The 20,953-nt window shown below is 39.3% G+C and carries 16 protein-coding genes and 1 pseudogene; all 17 read left to right on the top strand.

Annotated features, from left to right (window positions below; all coding sequences use genetic code 11):
* Positions 1 to 13: 13 nt before the first annotated feature.
* Entirely contained in the window at positions 14 to 481 is a 468-nt protein-coding gene (locus AC4J95_RS04265; RefSeq protein WP_216410577.1) for a PTS sugar transporter subunit IIA, read from the top strand.
* A 14-nt stretch (positions 482 to 495) separates the two neighbouring features.
* Entirely contained in the window at positions 496 to 1,077 is a 582-nt protein-coding gene (locus tag AC4J95_RS04260; RefSeq protein WP_216410576.1) for a YczE/YyaS/YitT family protein, read from the top strand.
* Between the two features lie 33 nt (positions 1,078 to 1,110).
* Positions 1,111 to 1,917, top strand: coding sequence for a purine-nucleoside phosphorylase (locus AC4J95_RS04255; RefSeq protein WP_216410575.1), 807 nt, complete (start codon positions 1,111 to 1,113; stop codon positions 1,915 to 1,917).
* Between the two features lie 17 nt (positions 1,918 to 1,934).
* Positions 1,935 to 2,954: an adenosine deaminase gene (add, locus tag AC4J95_RS04250; protein WP_216410574.1), complete on the top strand. Its 1,020-nt coding sequence runs from the start codon at positions 1,935 to 1,937 to the stop codon at positions 2,952 to 2,954.
* A 135-nt stretch (positions 2,955 to 3,089) separates the two neighbouring features.
* Positions 3,090 to 3,449 (top strand): annotated as a pseudogene (locus tag AC4J95_RS04245) (IS21 family transposase); the annotation flags it as partial.
* A gap of 279 nt (positions 3,450 to 3,728) precedes the next feature.
* Positions 3,729 to 5,090 carry an AAA family ATPase gene (locus AC4J95_RS04240; RefSeq protein ID WP_216410573.1) on the top strand — a complete coding sequence of 454 codons (1,362 nt, stop codon included), beginning with the start codon at positions 3,729 to 3,731 and terminating at the stop codon, positions 5,088 to 5,090.
* Positions 5,080 to 5,778 (top strand): hypothetical protein, encoded by a 699-nt coding sequence (locus AC4J95_RS04235; protein ID WP_216410572.1) that lies wholly within the window; start codon positions 5,080 to 5,082, stop codon positions 5,776 to 5,778. Before AC4J95_RS04240 ends, AC4J95_RS04235 begins: the two co-directional genes overlap by 11 nt.
* 79 nt (positions 5,779 to 5,857) lie before the next feature.
* Entirely contained in the window at positions 5,858 to 7,162 is a 1,305-nt protein-coding gene (locus AC4J95_RS04230; RefSeq protein WP_494548739.1) for an IS91 family transposase, read from the top strand.
* Positions 7,163 to 7,205: 43 nt separating this feature from the next.
* Positions 7,206 to 7,340, top strand: a complete 135-nt coding sequence (locus AC4J95_RS04225) for a hypothetical protein (protein ID WP_002302374.1) — start codon at positions 7,206 to 7,208, stop codon at positions 7,338 to 7,340.
* Between the two features lie 399 nt (positions 7,341 to 7,739).
* Positions 7,740 to 8,012: a DDE-type integrase/transposase/recombinase gene (locus AC4J95_RS04220; RefSeq protein WP_367397921.1), complete on the top strand. Its 273-nt coding sequence runs from the start codon at positions 7,740 to 7,742 to the stop codon at positions 8,010 to 8,012.
* Positions 8,013 to 8,454: 442 nt separating this feature from the next.
* Positions 8,455 to 9,960: a TIGR02677 family protein gene (locus AC4J95_RS04215; RefSeq protein ID WP_216407812.1), complete on the top strand. Its 1,506-nt coding sequence runs from the start codon at positions 8,455 to 8,457 to the stop codon at positions 9,958 to 9,960.
* A complete protein-coding gene (locus AC4J95_RS04210) occupies positions 9,953 to 11,089 on the top strand; it encodes a TIGR02678 family protein (protein ID WP_216407811.1) in 1,137 nt (378 codons plus the stop codon). The genes AC4J95_RS04215 and AC4J95_RS04210 overlap by 8 nt, the downstream gene beginning before the upstream one ends.
* Complete coding sequence (locus AC4J95_RS04205; RefSeq protein ID WP_494548738.1) at positions 11,076 to 15,158, top strand: TIGR02680 family protein; 4,083 nt, start codon at positions 11,076 to 11,078, stop codon at positions 15,156 to 15,158. The genes AC4J95_RS04210 and AC4J95_RS04205 overlap by 14 nt, the downstream gene beginning before the upstream one ends.
* On the top strand, positions 15,155 to 16,429 hold the full coding sequence (locus AC4J95_RS04200; protein ID WP_494548737.1) for a DUF2399 domain-containing protein: 1,275 nt from the start codon (positions 15,155 to 15,157) through the stop codon (positions 16,427 to 16,429). Before AC4J95_RS04205 ends, AC4J95_RS04200 begins: the two co-directional genes overlap by 4 nt.
* 1,594 nt (positions 16,430 to 18,023) lie before the next feature.
* Positions 18,024 to 19,586 carry a M23 family metallopeptidase gene (locus AC4J95_RS04195; RefSeq protein WP_494548736.1) on the top strand — a complete coding sequence of 521 codons (1,563 nt, stop codon included), beginning with the start codon at positions 18,024 to 18,026 and terminating at the stop codon, positions 19,584 to 19,586.
* Positions 19,576 to 20,178: a DivIVA domain-containing protein gene (locus AC4J95_RS04190; RefSeq protein ID WP_494548735.1), complete on the top strand. Its 603-nt coding sequence runs from the start codon at positions 19,576 to 19,578 to the stop codon at positions 20,176 to 20,178. The genes AC4J95_RS04195 and AC4J95_RS04190 overlap by 11 nt, the downstream gene beginning before the upstream one ends.
* 6 nt (positions 20,179 to 20,184) lie before the next feature.
* On the top strand, positions 20,185 to 20,904 hold the full coding sequence (locus tag AC4J95_RS04185; RefSeq protein ID WP_494548734.1) for a DivIVA domain-containing protein: 720 nt from the start codon (positions 20,185 to 20,187) through the stop codon (positions 20,902 to 20,904).
* Positions 20,905 to 20,953 lie beyond the last annotated feature (49 nt).

Below are 20,953 nucleotides of genomic sequence, written 5' to 3'. Positions count from 1 at the left end.
TAAGGAGGAAAACATGTTTTTTGATCGATTTAAAAAAGTAAAAGAAACGATAGTTACTCAACCCGTTGCCGGTCAGCTTATCCCGCTTTCCGAAGTTGCGGATCCAGTTTTTTCACAAGAGCTAATGGGAATCGGATTTGCGGTAAGACCAAAAAGTGGGAAAATTTTTTCTCCTATTGAAGGTGTGGTAGAAAGTGTATTTCCGACACAACATGCGATAACCATGAAAAGTGAAGCTGGTGTAGAGCTGTTACTGCATATTGGGATCGATACAGTTGAACTAGGTGGGAAAGGTATTCAGACTTTGGTAACTGCTGGACAAAAAATTACTCCTAATACTCAAGTCGCTGAAGTAGATTTGGATGCATTGGCAGAATCAGAAAAAATCAGTGATGTTATCGTTGTTTTTCCCAATTTGGAGCGAGAATTGATTGGAAAATTTGATTTATCTGGTGAAAGCTCGGTTTTGGCTACGTTGTGAGGAGTATAAAGCTTATGAGGAATAAACTATTAGTAAACTTGTTAGGGAGCACTTTAATGGGAGTCGGAATCAGCTTGTTGATTTGGTTGGAGTTAGGAGTAGATACGATTAGTATCTTATATCTGGGTATCCAACAGTATTTTGCTCTACCTGTTTGGCAGCTATGTTTTCTATTTAATATCTTTGTTGTTTTCCTTGTCTTTTTGATTGAGCGGAATGAAATTGGTTTAGGAACAGTGGTCAACTTTCTAATACTAACCATTTGTTTAAAATATTTTCCGTTATTGTTGACTCATTTTTCAACAGACAATTTCACTCGAATTGTCCAAGGATTGTTTCTTTTGACAGGTGTCTCCATTCTGGCTGTGGGGTGTGGTTTATATGCTTCGGCGAACTTAGGAAGTGCGGCATTAGAAGCATTGAGTACTGCACTTTCTAAAAAGATTTCATTTAGTTTCAGAACTGTTCGAATTTTTTTGGATGGATTATTAGTGATTGCTGGACTGATATTAGGAGCAAAAATAGGCGTAGGAACTATTCTGTGCGTTCTATTGATTGGCCCGATTTCACAGCAAGTACAAAAAATGTATTGTTAACGAAAAGATAATAGTAATTGGCAGGAGGATTCGATGGAAAAATTATTAGAGACAGTTACCTATTTAAGAGAACGTGGGATTAAAGATGTTGATTTTGGTTTAATCTTAGGTTCAGGACTTGGTGAATTAGCAGAAGACATTCAGGGAAGTATTAACATTTCTTATCGAGAGATTCCAAATTTTCCAGTGTCAACTGTTGTCGGCCATATGGGTCAATTGGTTTATGGGAAGCTGGCGGGGAAAAAAGTTCTAGTTATGCAAGGACGCTTTCATTATTATGAAGGTCATCAAATGGAAGTAGTCGTTTATCCGATTCGAGTGATGAAGGAGTTAGGGTGCCATTCATTGGTAGTAACAAATGCTGCGGGTGGAATTAACGAAAGTTTTCAGCCAGGTGATTTGATGCTGATTACAGACCAAATCAATTGTATGGGTGATAATCCGTTAATTGGTCCGAATTGGGAGAATATGGGACCACGTTTTCCTGATATGAGTCAAGCATATGACTTAGGGTATCAACAAAAAGTAGAGAACCTTGCTAAGAAACAAAAAATTGTTTTGAAAAAGGGTGTCTATTTAGCATTTTCGGGACCAACCTATGAGACTCCAGCTGAGATTCGGATGGCTAGACTGTTAGGGGCTGATGCAGTAGGAATGTCCACCGTTCCAGAAGTGATTGCGGCTAATCATGCGGGGATGAAGGTTTTGGGGATTTCTTGCATTACTAATTTAGCAGCAGGAATGCAGCAGAGCTTGGATCATGGAGAAGTTGTTGAAACGACTCAGCGAGTAAAAAATATTTTTAGTTGTTTAGTTAAGGAAGTTCTGTCGATTTTGTAAGGAGGTGAAGTACTGTCATGGAAAAATCACAGATAAAGAGGCTGCCTAAAGTAGAGCTACACTGTCATTTAGATGGATCAATTCGCAAAGAAACCTTACGCAGCATTTATGTTGAACAAGATAATCCATTACGACTCTCTGACGCAGCGTTACATCAAGTAATGACCGCAGCTGAACAGTGCAGCTTAACTGAATATTTATCCTGTTTTCGAATTGTCTCATCAGGGCTGCATACCAAGCATGCTTTACAGTTAGCGCTTTTAGATGTAGCCAAGCAAGCAGCAGAAGAGAATGTTCTATATTTGGAAGTTCGCCTTTCTCCTGTGCATCTAACTACAGAGAGTTTTTCATTAGAAGATGTGACTGAAGCATTGATTACCGCTGTTGATATAGCTGAAAGACATTATGACATTCAGCTTGGTTTGATCTTTTGCTGTATGCGACAGCAATCAGAAAATCAGAATAAAGCGGTGATAGATCTAGTAAAAAGGTATCTAGGAAAGACTGTTGTAGCCGTTGATTTAGCTGGTGATGAGTTGAAATTTCCTACTAGCAACTATCGAGCTTTGTTTAGTTATGCAAGTCGGCTAGGTATCCCTTACACAATCCATGCAGGCGAAACAGGAAACCTAGAAAGTACGCTAACTGCGATTGATTTCGGGACCAAAAGAATCGGTCACGGAATCGCTTTAGCTCAATCACAAAAAGGAATGGAGATAGCAAAGAAACAAGAAGTGTTGTTAGAAATGTGTCCAGTCTGTAATATCCAAACTGGTGCAGCAGTTAACTGGCAAACTTATCCCGTGGAAATATTTAGTAAAAATAACTTAGCATTTTGTTTTAATACAGATAATCGCACAGTTTCGAATACAACATTAACGAATGAGTTTTTTCAAGTTGATCAAAACAGCTATTCTTTATCGGAAGAGATAATTTTTCAACAAACCAAAACAGCGATCTCTTACTTGTTTATTGATACTAAGTCTAAATTATCATTGATGAGAAGACTAGAAAGTTTTTTTAACCAAACATCCTAACGCTTACAATTATTTTGAATGAATAATGTAGAAAAAGTAGTCATATATCATTATTAGGAAGTCCAATCGTTTATTTTTAAGGATTGGACTATTTGCATGCTTTGAAAACCATTTGTTTTGTGAGTAGTTCTAGAGCCAGAAGTGTCTGCACAAGTTGAATGGAAAGAAGATCTTGTCCTTTACAATCGTTCGGGTCAACGGTTTCAAATCAATTTATTTTTATATGTTCTAGGCAATTCACGTTGGAAGTATATCAAGTTAACGCTAGACAGAAAACAAGATACATTACTTCGTTGTTTGAACAATACCTTTCTTTCTTAAGAAGGAATCCCGCATGAAATTTGGTTTGATAATATGCGCACCGTCGTTGATCAAAGTAGAACGCAGTTTAGAAAGGACATTTGGAGTCAAAGATTCTATAAATACAGTAAAGATGCAGGATTTAAACCAATTGCCTGTCGACCTTATCGTCCGCAAACAAAAGGGAAAGTGGAATGAATTTTATTTGAAGGCTGGTCGAAATGATGAGAGGCACATCCGCCGGAATCTCAAAAACTCTCGTAAACGTATACGAAGTATTGACTCAAATCCAGTACTAGCGAAAGAGTACTGATTACAATAAGTAGAAGAATTACTTTCATTTTCAACTGTAAACTGTCCATTAACTAAATCGAAAATCGCCTAAAAAGAATTTTTTATATCAAAATATTGATTTTGTGTTTTTTTTAGAGTAAACTCAAGATAATAAAATGATATTAGAGGGATAGACAAATTATGAATAACCAATCTGTGAAAATAGAACGTATAAACTTGGAAAATATCAAGAATGTATGCAATGGAACGATTGATTTGACAGCTAAAAATGAATCTCTCAATGTTATGGGGGTTTATGGTCAGAACGGTTCAGGAAAAACAGCGCTAGTTGATGCGTTGACAATGGTTAGAGAGCTGATTTTAGGTGGCAAATTAAATTCAGGAGAAGTAGATCTTTTAAATGAAGATAAAGAATCGAAAATAAAAATAGTAGTAGTATTTAATAGTAACTTAGAGGTTTCTTACGAAGTGAGGTTAAAAAATAAAGGCCATAACGTAAACGTCATATCAGAGTGTGTTTATTTAAAAAAATTAAAAAAGTATCAACGAAAAAAAATGATTTTTGATTATAGACCTACTGAGAATGGTATTTCCGTAGATTTTTGTGGAAATAAAGACAGAAAATACAATGAAGATGAACGCGTGGAGTTATTGACAGCGCATGCTTTATCTGAACAAAATGAAACCTCTTTTTTATTTAGTGAGAGAATTAGAAAGTTTGTTTGTGATGAAAAAAATAAAGGAATAATTAATTCAGAATTACCATTAATTTTAGAGTTTTTAGTAAATGAATTTGCTAAAAACTTGTTTTGTTACTCAAATAAATTTTCTGGGATGATATATGCTGAAATACTTTTACCTATGAGCTTTCAAGTTGAAAATATGTATGGCTTAGTCCCTATTCCCATGGATGCATCAGAAGAAATTTCGGAAAATTTATATGAAACAGCAAATCTGATTTTCACACAAATAAATCAAGTTTTACCAAATTTAATTCCAGGTTTAACGATAAAACTGAGAATTGAAGATAAAAGCAAAAACCTTGAAGGAGAAAGTGAATATCGGGTTTCTGTTGATTCTATTAGAAATGGTAAAGCAATTCCTTTTAGAAAAGAATCGGATGGAATAAAAAAGATTGTTTCTATTCTTAGTACGTTAATAAATGTCTATAATTCTTCAAACGTTATAGCTATAATTGATGAATTGGATGCTGGGGTTTTTGAGTTTTTATTAGGAGAAATTGTAGAAGCTTTGTCTGATGAAGCAAAAGGTCAATTAATTTTTACATCACATAATTTAAGAGCCTTGGAAGTTTTACCATATCAAAAGATTCTTTTTACGACAACTAACCCTAAAAATAGGTATATTCGGGTAACGAATGTGAAGAAAACAAACAATCTGAGGGATATGTATATCAGAGCAATACAGTTAGGTGGTATGGAAGAAGAAGTTTATCAAGAAACAGATTCTTATGAAATCAAAAGATCATTTAAAAAAGCTTTTAAAAAGAAACGCGATGCGAGGGATTCGCATGGTAAATAAAAGAAAAGTAGTGATCATTTTAACTGAGGGTGTAAATGATGTTGATTTATTAAAGCCATATATAGATCAAATAGTCGATAAAACAAAAGTTAGATTCGAAATTACTGGAGGAGATTTATTAACCAAGCCTGAAAATAGTAGAAAAAATGCAAAAAACATAGTAGGTGACATTGTATCTAATATTTGCAAAAAAAGAAAATTTCGTGATGAAGATATTTTGTTTGTTGCACATATACTGGATCTTGATGGTTCTTATATAGACGAAAAAGATATAATAGTTGTAGACTCTCATGATGGAAATAAAAAATATGATATAGAAAATAATAAAGTAGTGGTAAAAACAGACAAATTTAAAGACCATCTTCTGAATACATGGGGGAGAAAAAGAGATAGACAAGGCGTTCTACGTTGTACGAGTAGAATTAAAAATTTAAAGTACTATATTTACTATAACTCAATAAATGCTGAACACGTAGTAGCTGATTGTTTATTAGAGGAACAAGAAGATAAAGAAGATTGCATTGAAAATTTTGTTGAGAATAATACACTGGAACAATTTACTAGTCTTTTAGCGGATAGTAATATTTTACTTGGAAATGATTATAAAAGTTCTTGGTTAGCGATTTGTAATTCTAACGGTTTTAAAAGAGCATCTAATGTTCATTTTTTAACATTAAAGGAAGTATAACATTTTAAGCGGTCAAAGGATTGATACATCAATCTTTTGACCGCTTTTCATCTGGTCTTTTTCCTATTAAACTAGAGAGATGAAACCCAATATTTTACACGCCATTTTCTTTGATGAATATCAAAACTGGGAGAAATTCAATCAAAGGTACATGAGAAGGATTCGATCCGTTGTGAAAAGAGAAGTGAAGAAGTTTCGCGATTGTGGTGACCTTAAAAAAGGTTATCGTCTATTTGTCTGTGAAGGATGCCATGATGTAAAGAAAGTGGCTTTTCGTTGTAAAGGGAAATTTTGTCCAACTTGTGCAACTGGGGAAAGTCAACGGTGGGCAGAGGTTGCGGCGAATGATCTGTTTACAGTGACGCATCGACACGTCATCTTCACGATCGATGAAGGTTTACGTGAGATTTTTCTGAAGGAGAAGTATCGTAAGGAGTTTTTAAAAGGATTAATGAACGAAGCTGCACGGATACTATTAGATTTTTTTAGAAAGCACCATATACAAGCTGGGGTTGTGGCAACACTCCACACCTTCGGTTCTCAGCTAGAATACAATCCGCATGTTCATTTAGTCGTCACCATGGGTGGACTGACGACAGATGGAAAATGGAAGGACTATGACTATTTTCCGTTCGCAATGTTGAGGAAATATTGGCAGAATGCGGTCCTAAAGCTCATTCGAAGAACCTTATCCCAATGGGATAAGGCACGAGTCCAGCCGCTTTTACAAGCGGCGTACACGAAAAATGCAGAGGGTTTTTACGTGCATGCACCCAAAAGGAGCCGAACTTCTCTCAAAAAGATATTAGAATATATCAGTCGTTATATGAAACGTGGTCCCATTGCTTTAAATCGTATCCTTTTGTACGATGGGAAAATAGTGATGTTTCAGTATCATGATAAACGAACTAACACGGATAAGATAAAGACGATGTCGGTAGAGGAATTTATTGGTGCACTGATTCGTCATATTCCAGAGAACCAGTTCAAAACAATTCGTAGATACGGCATTTATAGTCGGCGGATCAAGACAATCATGAAAAAAGTATTAAGTAATTACCAGAAAGAGATTCAACGAATGCTTGTGAACGTGAAGAAAGCACTTAAACCAAAATCATGGTGTGAACGAATAGCCGAAGAATTCGGAGTAAATCCATTGGAATGTACTAGATGTGGCGAATATTATGAATTTAGTGGAGTTAGTGTGTCTAAAAATGGACGACTTGTAGTGAAATATGCGAAGAATAAAGAATCGGAACGATTCATGCGAGAGGAGAATAAAAAAATTGGGGAAGAAGCATCGAAACGTAAGTATGAAAAAGAAAAAGAAGCAGCTTTTAAAAAACTTCGATTCCAATGGAGTGGTTCATTACATTTGTCTTGAATGTGGGATAAAGGAAAAAATTCCAAAGGAAGTAGTTCAATTTTTGGATGCAGGAGATGTTGCATTTGATCCTGAGAACGCTCCGCAATTTGATTGCGAAAAATGTGGTGGAGAGATGTATCCAGAATATTATAAGAACGTACTTGGATACGAATTTAGAATCAGTGATCGACAATAAAATGATTCATCTAAACAAAAAGTCCTCAGGAGCGGTTTTCTCCTGAGGTTTTCTTATTGGAAGAGATAAAAAGCATTTAATCCTATACTCAAATTTCAAGTAGAGCTTAGCCGCTAAAGAGGAGTGGCTAAGTTTTACTTGAAATTTTTATTTATCCAGTCTTGTACTCTGTGAACTGGTGTTAGTGGAGCAGAGAACATTCATGTTCTTTTATGATAAAGCGCCAAATGATCCGTCGTGATTTTCCTTTTTTCACTTTACTAAGAAGAGTAGGGGTGATTAAAAGAACGTAAGTATTTTTTCGAGAGCTGCGAACTTTTGTTCGGGGCTGTTATAATCCTCTCCCAAAATGTGTCCACTAAATCATCCTAACCCCAACCCTAAAAAAGCTTTAACCATATTCGTTCAAAAGTAAAAACTAGCGATGCCTTCGAGTTTATTCAATCAAAGAAAATTATCGGGTGGAAATTTGGCAAGAAGATGACTAAAGAATTGGTTATTGTCCCTTTTGACCTTGCGTGTTTAAATCAAAGATCTTCAGAGAACTTGATTTTCCACTCAGATTTAGGTTCTCAGTACACCAGCGAAGCCTATGAGGCAAAGCTAAAAGAATTGAACATCCAACATTCCTTCATCCGGAAAGGAAGAAGTCTATCCGTCAAAAGCATATGAAAATTCTGAAGTTACTCATTTAGCTCTATTTCAGTATATTGAGGGATTTTACAATCACAAGTGAATTCAGAACAATATTGATTATTTAACACCAAATCAGATGGAGGAGTTGTCCTTACAAGCTTAGTTATTGCCAGCCACCTACAATTTTTTGTGAGCATTCCACTGGAGAATTCCTTCATCATTTCGATCAGCAATCAAATAAATTTTGTTTGATGGCTGGTCGAAACGATGAGAGTCTCATCCGTCGGAATCCCCAAAAAAATCTTAAATCATGTCCGATGTATTGACTCAAATCCAAAAAGTATATGGAGAGACAAGTGCCTTTTCTGTCTAGTGTAGCCGATTCACCCAACTTGGGTTTAACTATGTGGTGAGTGATTCACATCTTTCTTTTTATGAGTGGTATAATGGCTACATTAAAAACAGGAGGGCTTTGAGTTTGAGTGGGAGTCAGGAATTAGGACGGATAGAAGAAACTGCTTACTTGAATGCGGAAAATGTAGAACGTTATCGCTGGGTGATGCATTATTTCTTTACTCAGCATCGTCAAATGAATATGCTTCTTTATCGTGATGATGTATTGACATATGTTCAAGAAAAATTTGATGGTTCTTATGGTGAGCGAGAGGTTGATCAGGATCTAGATCAGCTATATCAATGGGGCAACCTGTCTCGGCGGCAGGAGATGGGAGAACCTAAAAGTATCGAGGAGTATAAGAATCGTCGTTACCGTTATCAGATTACGGAAACGAGTATCCAAATTGAGGAGATGCTGGAACGATTAGGGACTGTAAGTGGCAACAGTCAAGGGAGACTAGATAAAAATGTTTTCCAGGAGTTATTGGATGGCTTGCAGGAGCTAGTTCAATCTGATCTTTTTGACGAAGAGGAAACATACAAGTTATGGGAAAGAATTGTCCGTTTGTTTAGCGATATTCAACGGAATACTTCGAATTATATGGGTTATCTTGCGAATGAAGCGGTAGTAAACTACATGCAGACGGAGAAATTTTTGATTTACAAGGATCAATTTGTCCAATATTTACGAGATTTTATTGTAACGGTTCAAGGTCTGCATTATCAGATTGAGCACCAACTGCAACTGGTTTCTCAGGAGAAGCTGAAATTGGTTTTTGAGAGTATGTTGGCGCGTGAGCGAAGGATTCCTCGAATCGATGATTTTCAGCTGGATCAGGAACGGATCAAGAGTGAACTTTTTGGTAGTTTTCAAACGATGAAACGCTGGTTTATTGATGAGGGAGATAAAACGAGTGAATTTTCCACCTTGATTCGTTTGACCGAACAGATGATTCGTCGGATGACTGGTTTGATCCAGCAACTGAGCAGTCAGTTCAAGCAATATCAAAGTCGTCGTAAGGATTATTTACAATTGGCGCACTGGTTTGACGAAGTCGCTTCCTGTGATGAAGCGGCGAATCGTTTTGCCTCGATTTTTGGCAGTCTGACATGGAAGCATTATTATGGTGTCGAACCGATTGAAGGAACAAAAAACGAAAGTATTTGGAATTTATCGCCAGAGGTATTGCAGCTTGATTCCCGCAGCCGCAAGTCGCTCCTTAGTCAGCGAACGATCACCTATACGGTCGATCGCGAACTAAAAGAACAGCAACGAGTGGAGATTGCTGAAAAGAAAAACGAATTACAGACCAAAATCGCCCAGTTTATAACGGATGGTGAGATCCGTTTGATGGATGATCTAATGGTTCCAAGTGAGATTCGTGTGGTTTTTCTTCAATGGATCAGTAGTAGCCTGGCAAAGGATGTCCAAGTGTTTGAAGAGGAACGGCTCGTTTCAACCAATTTAGGCTATCAAGTGGGAATCATGATTCAGCCTGAGAAGCGGATCACGATTCGTTCTGAAGATGGGCTACTGGAGATGCCGCAGGTGACTATGAAGATCAAGGAGACCATAAACGATGAATGAGGATGTATTTTTAGCACTTGAGAACTTGTTTGAACAGTTCTGGATTATTCGGGATGAGCAGCCGGAGTTGTATCGAATGATCCTGCGCAATCGCAAAGAGATTCGAAAAATTTTAAATGAACGCTTTGGCTTGAATTTGATTTATCATCCGCGTTTTTTTCAGGTGCAAAAGCGGCCAATCAAGCCGATGCCTTGGATGGGGATCGAGGGCTTTTCGGATCAAATGGATTATGCTTTGATGATGTGTGCCATGGCGTACACAGAAGAAAAGAATGAAAAGGAAGCCTTCTTACTGAGTGAATTGGTGGAGGAGCTCCAGCACAGCTATCCGCGAGAAAATTTTGTTGATTGGACCAACTATCGCCATCGCCGAAGTTTAGTACGTGTTTTGAAAAAGATGGTGGAATTTCGTTTGATCGAAGTGATTGAAGGAGAGACTGAGGATTTCTTAAGCGAGGGAGAAAATCGTGGCGATGTGCTGTATCAGGTCACGGTCTACAGCCGCTATTTCTTGGGACAGCGGCCGGAATCTTATAGTGATTTTGAGGATTTTTCGGAAATGCAGGCGAGCTTTGAACGAATGTATCCAATTGAGCGACCCCATCGGGTGTATCAACGCTTGCTTTTAGAACCGGTACTTTTGCGGACAGAGGAGACGCTTTCTGATTTTGAGTATTTGAGAAATCAATATACTTCGATCGAAAAATTTTGGGAACAGACCTCCTTCCGCTTTGAATTGACGAGAGATACGGCGATTCTTTCGATCAATCGCCGCAGAGGCGGAAATTATTTTCCGGCTTTCCGAGTGGTGGATGAGATTTTGCTACAGCTTGCGGAGGTCTTTCGGCTGGCTGATCAAGATTATGATGAATACGGGCGGATTCATTTGTCACGAGTAGCGTGGCGAGCGATTGTTGAAAAACTGAAGGATACAAATGATGAGTATTGGTCCAAGGAATATCGTGAGCTGACATTGACTGAATTGGACGAAACACTGCTGAAAACAGCCTATGATCATCATTTCTTAACTCATGATGAAACGGATGTGGTCATATTCCCTTCATTTGCACGAACAATCGGATATCTGAACACGGAAAAGGAAGGGGATACAACAAGTGGAGGAAAATAAATGGCAGCTTAGTCGAGCGGGACTATTTAATTTTTGGTATTATGACAATCAAATTTTCAATTTTGCCGATGGGAAGATTTTATTGCGGGGAACGAATGGCTCTGGAAAATCAGTCACAATGCAAAGCCTGCTGCCGGTGCTATTGGATGGTCGAACAGAGACGAAAAGGCTTGATTCCTTCGGCTCGAATGCGCGGCGGATGGAGGATTATCTGTTGGGCGAGGAAGAGGTGTCCAATCAGTCTGAACGGATCGGCTATTTGATGTTGGAATATCGAAAAAAAGGTACGGATGAGTATTTTACTTCAGGGATCGGCTTGTCGGCCAGACGAGGTGGCAGCCTGAATAAATGGTATTTTGTGATCACCGATGGGACTAGGGTTGGTCTTGATGGAATTGATTTGGTGGAGAAGCTAGGAGCAGATCAATTTCAACCGCTGACCTTGAAACGCTTGAGAAATAAGTTGGAAATTGAGGGGAAAGGGAAGGTTTTTACCAAGCAAAAGGATTATGAAGCCTTCATCAATCAACGGATCTTCGGTTTTCAGTCGCTGGAGCAATTCGATGAGCTGATCAAGCTGTTGATACAACTGAGAAGTCCGAAGTTGTCGAAAGATTTCAAGCCAACGGTAATTTACGAAATTCTCACCGCTTCTTTACCACCCTTGAAAGATGATGATCTGCAACCTTTGTCGCAAACGATTAATCAGATTGATTCTTATAGAGAGCAGCTGGAGCAGCTAGAGATCGAGACTCAGTCACTAGAAAGCTTATTAAAGGCTTACCGTCCTTATCGTAGCGAAAAAATTGGTCAATTAGCTTCAACTTGGCTAGAAAAGAAGAACTTATTGAGTCAGATCACGCAACAGCATCAAGCACTTAGTGAGGAATTAACCGCGACTAAAACTGAGCTGGCGGAAAATAGGAAGCAATCTGAAGCACTGATGATCCGGAAAGAGGTTGTACAGAAGAGCCTACAGCAATTACAGATGGATGATCGACTAAAATTAGTTGAAGAAGGACAACGATTGGAGAAACAGCTGGCAGAAAAAAAAGCTGAGCTACAAAAAATTCAAGAGAAATTGAAGAAAAAGGAGAAGCAGCTTGATCAAGAAATCAATCAGCTAGAAGCCCTTGCTCGAAAGATCGCCGTTTCTGAAAATGAACGGACGGAATATATTGAAAGCTTATTTGATTATGCGTCGGCTTTTGCTTTTGAGGAGGAAACGGAAGAGATTAAACGGCAGCTGCTCCAGCCAGAGGTAGACGCTCATTTGACATATTGGAAAAAGCAGCTTCATGAGAAAAAGGAACAATTAGGGAAAGCTAAACAGCACTTGATCGAAATCGATAAGCTGCGGGAAAAACAAAAGACTGCCGATTCAGCGGTTGGTGAGCAGGAGCAGAGAGTTGAAACGGATCAAAAGCATTTGAAGCATTGGGAAGAATTTGCTGGCACAGAATTGGAAAAATTGCGAGAGAATATCTATCAATGGAAGCAAGCTTTTTCTTTTGATCTATCCAGTGATCATTTTATTGAGTTGATCCAAAATATAGAGACCTTGGGAGAGACCTCGCAAAGCTTTGAACAGCTGAAGGAGCCGCTTTATCAAAGTATTCAACAAATCAAAGCGGAATTGAACCAGCAGCGCTATCCGCTGACGAACCGTTTAAGGGAGCTGGAGCAAAAAACAGCGGAGTACCAAGCTGAACGGAAGAATTGGCTAAAAAAGCAAGATCCAATCCCTTTACGGACTGCCGCAACGATTGAGAATCGTGAACACTTAGTGGGGAAAAAGCAGAAATTTTACAGCTTTTACGAAACGGTCGATTTCCAGCAGGAGATCGATATGGAGAGTCGCAATCGATTAGAATCGGCGATTGCTGAAGTCGGTCTGCTGGATGCCTTGGTCTCAATTGATTCCTTGACGATCGAAAGTGACCGCCAGCTTCAGCCGACCGGAGCGATCGTATTAGGAGAAACATTGGCGGATTACTTGCAACCGGAGACCAGTCTATCAGCAGCGTATCAAAATTTAGTGACAGAGATTTTGCATGAGATCCAGATTACCTCTGAAACGTTAGACGCAGGTATTACGATGACTCCATCGGGCAGCTATTCGGTGGCGTTGCTGCAGGGAGAAGCTCATACGGATTATCAAGCTAGCTATATCGGTAAACGGAGTCGTGAAGAATTTCGTGAACGGAAAATTACTGAGCTAGATCAGCTGATCACAGAGCTAAAGGTGCAACAAAATGAACTGACAAATCAAATAGATCAGTTGGATCAGTGGGAAAAAAAATTAGCTGAGGAGGTGCGGCAATTCCCAACCGACGCTGATTTTCAGATGGCGAAGAGTGAATTGAAGAAGGCTGAGATGCAGCTGAAGGATGATCAATGGCAACTTCAACAGCTTCGGCAGCGCTTGAGCGAATTGCTGCAGGAGCTGCAGCAGACCCGGTTCACCTTTGACAAGGTACTCTCGGATTATTATGGTTCGAAGACCTATGAGGGATTGACCGATGGCATCAAGTCTATCGGTGATTTCGTGGATACTTTGGAAGATTTGCGGCTGAACCATACACAACTCATCAATGACCAAACGCGTCATGGAGAAAAAGACTTATACCTTAAGGATCTACAGGAGGAACAAGCGGAATTTCTGTTTGACCAAGGGGAGATTAGTCGGACCTTATCACGAACTGAACAGTTTTTAGCTGAGAATTATGCGCAGCAGTCGTTAGAAGATATCGAGAAGCTACAGTCGGAATTTCGTCGTTTTAAGAAAGAGGAGCAGGAATTAGACGAAAACGAACGTAGCTTGACGAATCGCAAGGAGGCCTTGATCAAGCTGGAAACCAAAGCCGAGGCTGACCTAGAACGTGTCACCCAAGAGGAAATCGAGCTTCAGCAAATGGAGGAACTGTGGGGAAAGACTTACCGTGCGGAAACACTGCGTTTTAAAGTAGACAGGATTACCGACTTTGTTGAATTAGCCAAGACAGAAGTTCACCCAGTGGATTCAGACAAGCTGGCGAAAAGTGAAGAGATCTTTGAAAATGCTTATCGCCGTTTTGAAAATGATTTATTAGAATATCGGCCGGTAGTTCGTATCGAGCAATCGATTTTGGAAGAGGAACTATTATCTACTAGCGAGCTGGAATATTGGCGCATGATGAACAACCAAAAAATCGTCAATTTGGATGTCGACGGTCAGTATGAAGATCCATTTACAGTCCAAGAAAAAATTGAGCAGCAGATCGAGACGACTCGTCTTTACTTGAGTCAAGAGGACGAGCAGCTTTTCCGTCAAATCATTTTCGATTCTGTCGGTCAGGTGTTGCGCCGTTCGATTGAAAAGGCGCAAAAATGGGTGGCTCAAATGGATCAATTGTTGAAACGGCAGGGAAAAGAAAATTCTTCCGGCTTGACGCTGTCCTTAAAATGGTTGCCGAAGGATCCAGAGCACAAAGATGAATTATCGACCTCGCGTTTGATCGCCCTGCTGAAGAAACCAGTAGAAACCCTACAAGATACCGACCTATTAGCCATTCGTAATCACTTTGAGGATAAGATCAATTTTGCGAAGGAGCTGCAGGCGGGGGATGAAGGGAATGAAAGCTTGTACGATACACTGAGGGATATTCTAGATTATCGGAATTGGTTTGAATTTCAACTGTCCTTTAAAAAAGGAGATGTTAATTTCAAGACGATGAACAACAATCAATTCTTCAAGTTTAGTGGGGGAGAAAAAGCGATTGCGATGTACCTACCGTTATTTGCGGCAGTCTATTCCCGCTATCAGGATGCTAGTGCGAATGCGCCATACATCATTACTTTAGATGAAGCATTTGCGGGGATCGATGATAAGAACATCTCTGGATTGTTTGAGGCCTGTGAACAATTGGGTTTTAACTATGTTATGAACTCTCAATCATTACAGGGAGAGGTTTCAACAGTCACGAACCTGAATACCTATGAACTGATCCGACCTAAGAATTCCGCGGTAGTTTCGTTGCTTTGCTATCACTGGAATGGTCGAAAGCGTCAGTTGGTGCTTGACGAATGACAGCACAAGAGCATTTAAAGAAAGCAGCTTTGCAGTATTTTGACAGCCCAGCTTTTCGAAAATTTTTTACCGAGCTCGCGCGAAAGTTTTACCATCAAGGTAATTTTGGCAAAAGCGTTGGCTTTCAAAAATTTTCTGAAGAAGAGTTGTCAGAGCTGATGCACTTCATGGGTTTTAGTGAGTGGGAATGGTCAAAAAGACACAGTATCTCGGTGACCAAGTTTCTTCAAAGCTATCAGGAAAGTCGCTTTGCCAGTCTACCTTTTTCAACGGTACTTGAATCGGTGCTTGGGCGGCCGATAAGCTACAAGCAGGAGATTTTTCAGGCAGAGCAGCGTGAGTATCGACGTTTTGAAAGCATGCTACAAGAGAGCCTCTCAGGTCATGAAGTCTATTTATCAACGGAGAAAAAGAAAAGCTGGTTAAAAAGCTTTAAAAATGATCAAGACATATTGTCAGTAGGTCTGACCAATCTGAAAAAGGCGTTGGATCACTTACCCGATCACTTTGAGAAACTGCCCTATTTTTCATATCGTTTATTCCGCGATCCGCATCGTTTAGATCGATCCACCTTAAGCGGACGTTTGTTTTTCGATTACTTAGAGTCAATCACACGTCTGTTTAATCAAGAGTCTGCTTATATGGGTGATGCTGAATGGGAAAATGCGGTCTATGAAAATTTTTATTTGTTAAAGGACGACTCCTTTAATGCGGTCCAAATAAACGGGTTGATCGCCTATAGTCAAGAAAAAGAGGTCCAACTGTGGACCGCGGCAGCTCAATCGTCCATTGCATGGAATGTTCCGCTGAAGCATATTTTAGAGGTTGATCGGATTGTACCGTTTGTGGGAAACAAGGTCCTATTCATTGAAAATTCCGGTGTTTTTTCGATTATCTGCGGCGTTTTTCCTCAACTGCCTATCGTGTGCTCCAGTGGGCAATTCCGTTATTCTGTCTGGAAAATAGCAGAGAAGCTTACTACCAGCGGTGTTGAGATTTTTTATTCAGGTGATCTTGATCCAGCAGGGCTGCAGATCGCCCAGAAAATTCTACGGCGCTTTGCACCACAGGTTGTTTTGCTGCTGATGGATGAAGCTGCCTATCGCAAGGTTCCAAAAGAGGTAGAGCTGTCAGAGGAACATCTCAGGCAATTGGGCTCCATCAATGAGCCTAGTTTAACAGCAGTCCGAGACTTGATGAAGATAGAGAAGCTGGCGGGCTATCAGGAAGGCCTGTTGGAAGAATTGTTTGAGCTTTTAGCTCAATGGTAAAAAGTCTTAATATTAGTCTTTTTGTTTAATATCGAGTTTTTTTCGAAGAGTTTTTAGAGATAAACTAAACCAGTTTTACACGCACGAAAATGATCACAAAACAACTGAATGGTAAATTCCACAGAGCTTCCAATGGGCCAAAACTACTTTTTGATTAAGGAAACCTCAGGGGAAACTTACACTATTTCATGAATGGGGATTAATCTAATTTTAGGGGGAAAGCAAAAACTATTCCTTAATAAATTGGGATAACAAGTAATCTCTAGTATCATTTGAAAAAAATTGTTCCCTACGCATAGCGTCACTGATAAAGTGAAATAATAAAAAAATGAACACCCATAAAAGTGGAGATTAACTGCCAAATATTGGTTGCTAATCTCCACTTTGCATAGTTATTTCATTACTTTTTTTGGATTCGCTTTTTTGAATTTCAAAAAACTGGACTTTTTCAGGGCTCCCTACGCATGCAATCGTTTTTTTGTTATATTGACGTATAACATAAATAGGTACAACAAGATGTCTTATTGTATCACTAATAGAATTGTTTTCTTTGAGACTAGTGAGGCTCACTCAAGCCTTTACTAGTGTTTTTTGCGTACCTTTTGCTCAGTTAGGTAGAGCAGTTGGTTCACAACCGTCCAGTCATAGATTCGATTCCTACAGGGGACATTTAATTATAGAAGGAACCATTGATTAAAATTTACGTTTGAATGTGAACATTATTGTATTGCTAATGAATATGAAAATATAAAGGAATATTCTTACAGATTGTCTGTCAAAAAATAGGAGTAAAGTAGAATCATCAAGTTTTATTCCTTGCTGGCTCTCTTTTGCATCTTGTAATGTTACGCAGCAGATGTCTTATGATTTTTTTGCTATTTTGCCAACTTAAGATGTATCATAAACATTCAGAATGACTATGCAGTAAATTATTTTCTAGAATCACTTCAAAAAAAGATAACTTATCTATTGATATCCTTGGTCCGTATGATTAATTATCCTCATTTGACTGTGTAGGAGATTTTTTCTTGTATACCACTATTGAAAATGTAAAATTAAATTATGTTTACTTTTCTTTTTCGGTAAATTAATATTATTATTCAATATTGATTGCCGATAAATAATATATTATAATATAATTTGGAAGTAATTAGCAATGGATTGATGAGGTGTTGATTATTTCCATTTTTATTTTTCTGGGGTAATAATGATTTATTTCATTGCTATAAGTAACACTTCACTGAGATTAATGTGGAATATTTGATTATAAATTCTATTTAAGAGCTGCGAATGACAAGAAAAAATTGCTAGATTTTTTACTGACAGATAACAAAAAAATAAAGTGGTTCACTTGGATATCGAATGATACTAGCTTTAAAGGGGACATTGCGCCTTTAGCTAAGCTGATTGTGAATATAAGCACCGGATACGAGTTACATGCAGACCGTGCGGTTTTCTCTCTTAACCTAAGGAAGCGAGTCTCCTACTAAATGAATGAGATCATACTTTATGAACCATGGGTCCGATTCACTTCTATCAGGTGGATCAACAAGAGTAAGAAATTGTAAATGAAAAGAAGGATGAGGAGATTTTTATGAAGAAAAAGTACTATCAAAAACAGATAAAAACAGTTTATCGTTCGAAAAGAAAACAGCCACCATTTGTGAAGGCGGGAGTGAGAGGCGCGACTACGGTGATTGGCTCTGTTTCTATCCTATTAAGTAGCGCACCAGTTGCGCTTTGTGCAGAAGAGGCAAGTGGAAACGAGGGTACAGGGACAGCTATTCGACAGACGCAAGCGACAAATCAAGCAAACGGAACAAAAGATAGTACTCCGATTGAAAACACAACCGATTCAATAGAGCCAACCGAACCGACTGACCCAGAAATTCCGACAGAGCCTACTGAACCAACCGAACCAAGTGATCCTGTGGAGCCAGAAGAACCGGTCAAACCAGTGGAACCGACTGATCCAGTGAAGCCGGAAGAACCAACAGAGCCAAGTAAACCGGAGAAGCCGGAAGAACCAACGGAGCCAAGTAAACCAGTGAAGCCAACAGAACCAACAAAACCGGTAGAACCTACGACTCCAACCGAACCAAAAACACCAACAGAAAATAAATCAACAAATCAGCCATCAGAGCCTGCCCCTGTTGAACAACCAACCGTGAGTCAGGTCGAAACACAACCGATCACAGAACTGGTTCCTTCAGCTAGTGAGGCAAGTGACGGCGCTCTTCATTTTGAAAAGGATGAATCGGTGGAAAGCTTCATTAAAAAGATCGGTGAACCCGCTCGTAAGATTGGACAAAAAGAAGACTTGTACGCCTCAGTGATGATCGCTCAAGCAATTTTGGAATCAGCATCTGGTACCAGTCAACTCGCTCAAGCGCCAAATTATAATTTATTTGGCATTAAAGGCAGTCATAACGGTAAGAGCGCTACCTTCAGTACACAAGAAGATACTGGAAATGGCAGTATGATCACGATTCAAGCTGAATTCAGAGCTTATGAGAACTATGAAGAAAGCTTTGAGGACTACGCTAAGCTGATGAAAGAAGGATTATCAGGTGGTAGTGATTACTACAGTGGTACATGGAAGTCCAACACCGCAAGCTATGAAGATGCAACGAAATTCTTAACAGGACGCTATGCGACAGATACTTCCTACAACCAAAAACTGAATGGATTGATCGAGACTTACAACTTAACAGAATATGACAAAGAAAAAGCGGAAGCAGAGGTTAGTGCGCAAGGCTATGCGATTCCAGTGGAAAACTACACAATCTCTAGTCCGTATGGCACAAGAGGCAGTGAGTTCCACCGAGGACTTGATATGGCTGCAGCGCAGGGCGAACCAATCTATGCTAGTAAATCAGGAACCGTCAATGTTGCAGAGTTCCATTATTCTTGGGGAAATTATGTGGTGATTGAGCATGAGGATGGTATGACAACTCTTTACGCACATCAATCCCAATATGTTGTGAAACCTGGCGATCAAGTTGAGCAAGGTCAAATTATCGGTTACGTAGGAAGTACTGGCAACAGTACCGGAAGTCACTTGCACTTTGAGCTTTGCCGTGATGCGTCATTAGGCCAAGACCAGTTGATTGATCCCGCATCGGTTCTATTTTTAGAGGTTGACCATGAAATTTAACGAAGAAGATATTAAGAATACGACCTTCCCAAGTGGTGCAATGGGGTACAAGAAAAGAGACGTCGATGACTTTTTGATCAATGTTGCTAAGGACTACGGTTCTTACCAGCGACAGTTAGACAGAAGTAAACAGGAAACTGAAGCCGCCGAGAAGGAAAAGCAAGAGCTGCTCAGTCAGCTAGAGAAACAAAAGGCAGAAGGTGCGCAAGCGTTGGAAAAAGCCAAGCAGGAAAAACAGGTACTGAAGCAACAGCTTACCGACCTTCAAACAGAAAGTGTGTCGAACAATCTAAATGAAGACACCGTGTTATCGTTAGCTCAAAAAGTCGCCTTGCGGATCGAAAAGCAGGCGAAGGAAGAGGCTCAACTCATTCTTACCAACGCGGACCAGTATTACGAAGAACAGTTGAAAAAGCTGGAAATGAAGCGTAAGGAGATTGGTTCAGAAGTAGTGAACAGTCTTTCGGACTTGATTGGCAGTGAACGGATGATTGTGGCATCGATTGATACTGTTAAACAGGAATATGTCCGATTAATGAATGACATTCGTGAAAAGTACGAAGAGCTGACAGAAGAGCCAATGAAGGAGTGATAAAGGGTGAATTTTAAACCAAAAGATATCCGAGAATTGACGTTTCGTCGGCGACTATTTGGTTATCGTGCTAGCGATGTGGAGGACTTTATGCGGCATGTGGTGGAAGATTATGAATCCTATCAGATCAAAAATAGTGAGATCGAAGTTTATCAGGATGAAATCAGGCAATTGAGGGAAATCAACCGCACACACGAGGAGACTAGCCAAAAGCTCAATGAGGATATTCAGCAACTACAACTGGCAAACGAGCGACTTCAAGTATTTGAAGAAGAGTTTAAAGATCTGGAGAGAATGAAGGAACTAGCAGAAAAAACCGCAGATACTGTGCAACTGGAAGCAGAAGTTTTATTAGAAGAAGCTAGAAAACAAAAAGACAAGCTGATTCAAGAAGCGGAGACAGCTAAGATGAATCATTTATTAGATTTCCAAATCGAGTTAAGTGAGTTAGTAAATGAGAAGGACCAGCTTAATAATCAAATTGCCAGTAAGAAAAGGGAATTCTTCGAACTAGAGCTTCAATACGAAGACATGATTGCCACAAAAGAACGTATTTCAGAAGAAGCCCAAGTCTTGAAGCAGGAGTTCTTATCACTGAGAAGTAAGCTAATTCAAAAATATGCGGAAGGTATAGATGATTTCATTGAAGAAAATCAATTATTTAATCAGCCAATAGCTGACGAATATGAAAAAGTGTTGAAGCTCACTTCTAAGCGGATTGGATAGAAAACAAGTGATCAGGATAAAAACTTGAACGACCATACTCTATTATTGC

The organism is Enterococcus sp. GPZ-007 (assembly GCF_059374735.1).
This window is presented reverse-complemented; position numbering and strand designations above follow the sequence as displayed.

What these genes read in the sequence shown, in the direction of transcription:
- AC4J95_RS04265 (WP_216410577.1), top strand. Translation starts at nt 14, where the DNA reads ATGTTTTTTGATCGATTTAAAAAAGTAAAAGAAACGATAGTTACTCAA.
- AC4J95_RS04230 (WP_494548739.1), top strand. Translation starts at nt 5,858, where the DNA reads ATGAAACCCAATATTTTACACGCCATTTTCTTTGATGAATATCAAAAC.
- AC4J95_RS04195 (WP_494548736.1), top strand. Translation starts at nt 18,024, where the DNA reads ATGAAGAAAAAGTACTATCAAAAACAGATAAAAACAGTTTATCGTTCG.
- AC4J95_RS04255 (WP_216410575.1), top strand. Translation starts at nt 1,111, where the DNA reads ATGGAAAAATTATTAGAGACAGTTACCTATTTAAGAGAACGTGGGATT.
- AC4J95_RS04190 (WP_494548735.1), top strand. Translation starts at nt 19,576, where the DNA reads ATGAAATTTAACGAAGAAGATATTAAGAATACGACCTTCCCAAGTGGT.
- AC4J95_RS04260 (WP_216410576.1), top strand. Translation starts at nt 496, where the DNA reads ATGAGGAATAAACTATTAGTAAACTTGTTAGGGAGCACTTTAATGGGA.
- AC4J95_RS04240 (WP_216410573.1), top strand. Translation starts at nt 3,729, where the DNA reads ATGAATAACCAATCTGTGAAAATAGAACGTATAAACTTGGAAAATATC.
- AC4J95_RS04200 (WP_494548737.1), top strand. Translation starts at nt 15,155, where the DNA reads ATGACAGCACAAGAGCATTTAAAGAAAGCAGCTTTGCAGTATTTTGAC.
- add (WP_216410574.1), top strand. Translation starts at nt 1,935, where the DNA reads ATGGAAAAATCACAGATAAAGAGGCTGCCTAAAGTAGAGCTACACTGT.
- AC4J95_RS04210 (WP_216407811.1), top strand. Translation starts at nt 9,953, where the DNA reads ATGAATGAGGATGTATTTTTAGCACTTGAGAACTTGTTTGAACAGTTC.
- AC4J95_RS04235 (WP_216410572.1), top strand. Translation starts at nt 5,080, where the DNA reads ATGGTAAATAAAAGAAAAGTAGTGATCATTTTAACTGAGGGTGTAAAT.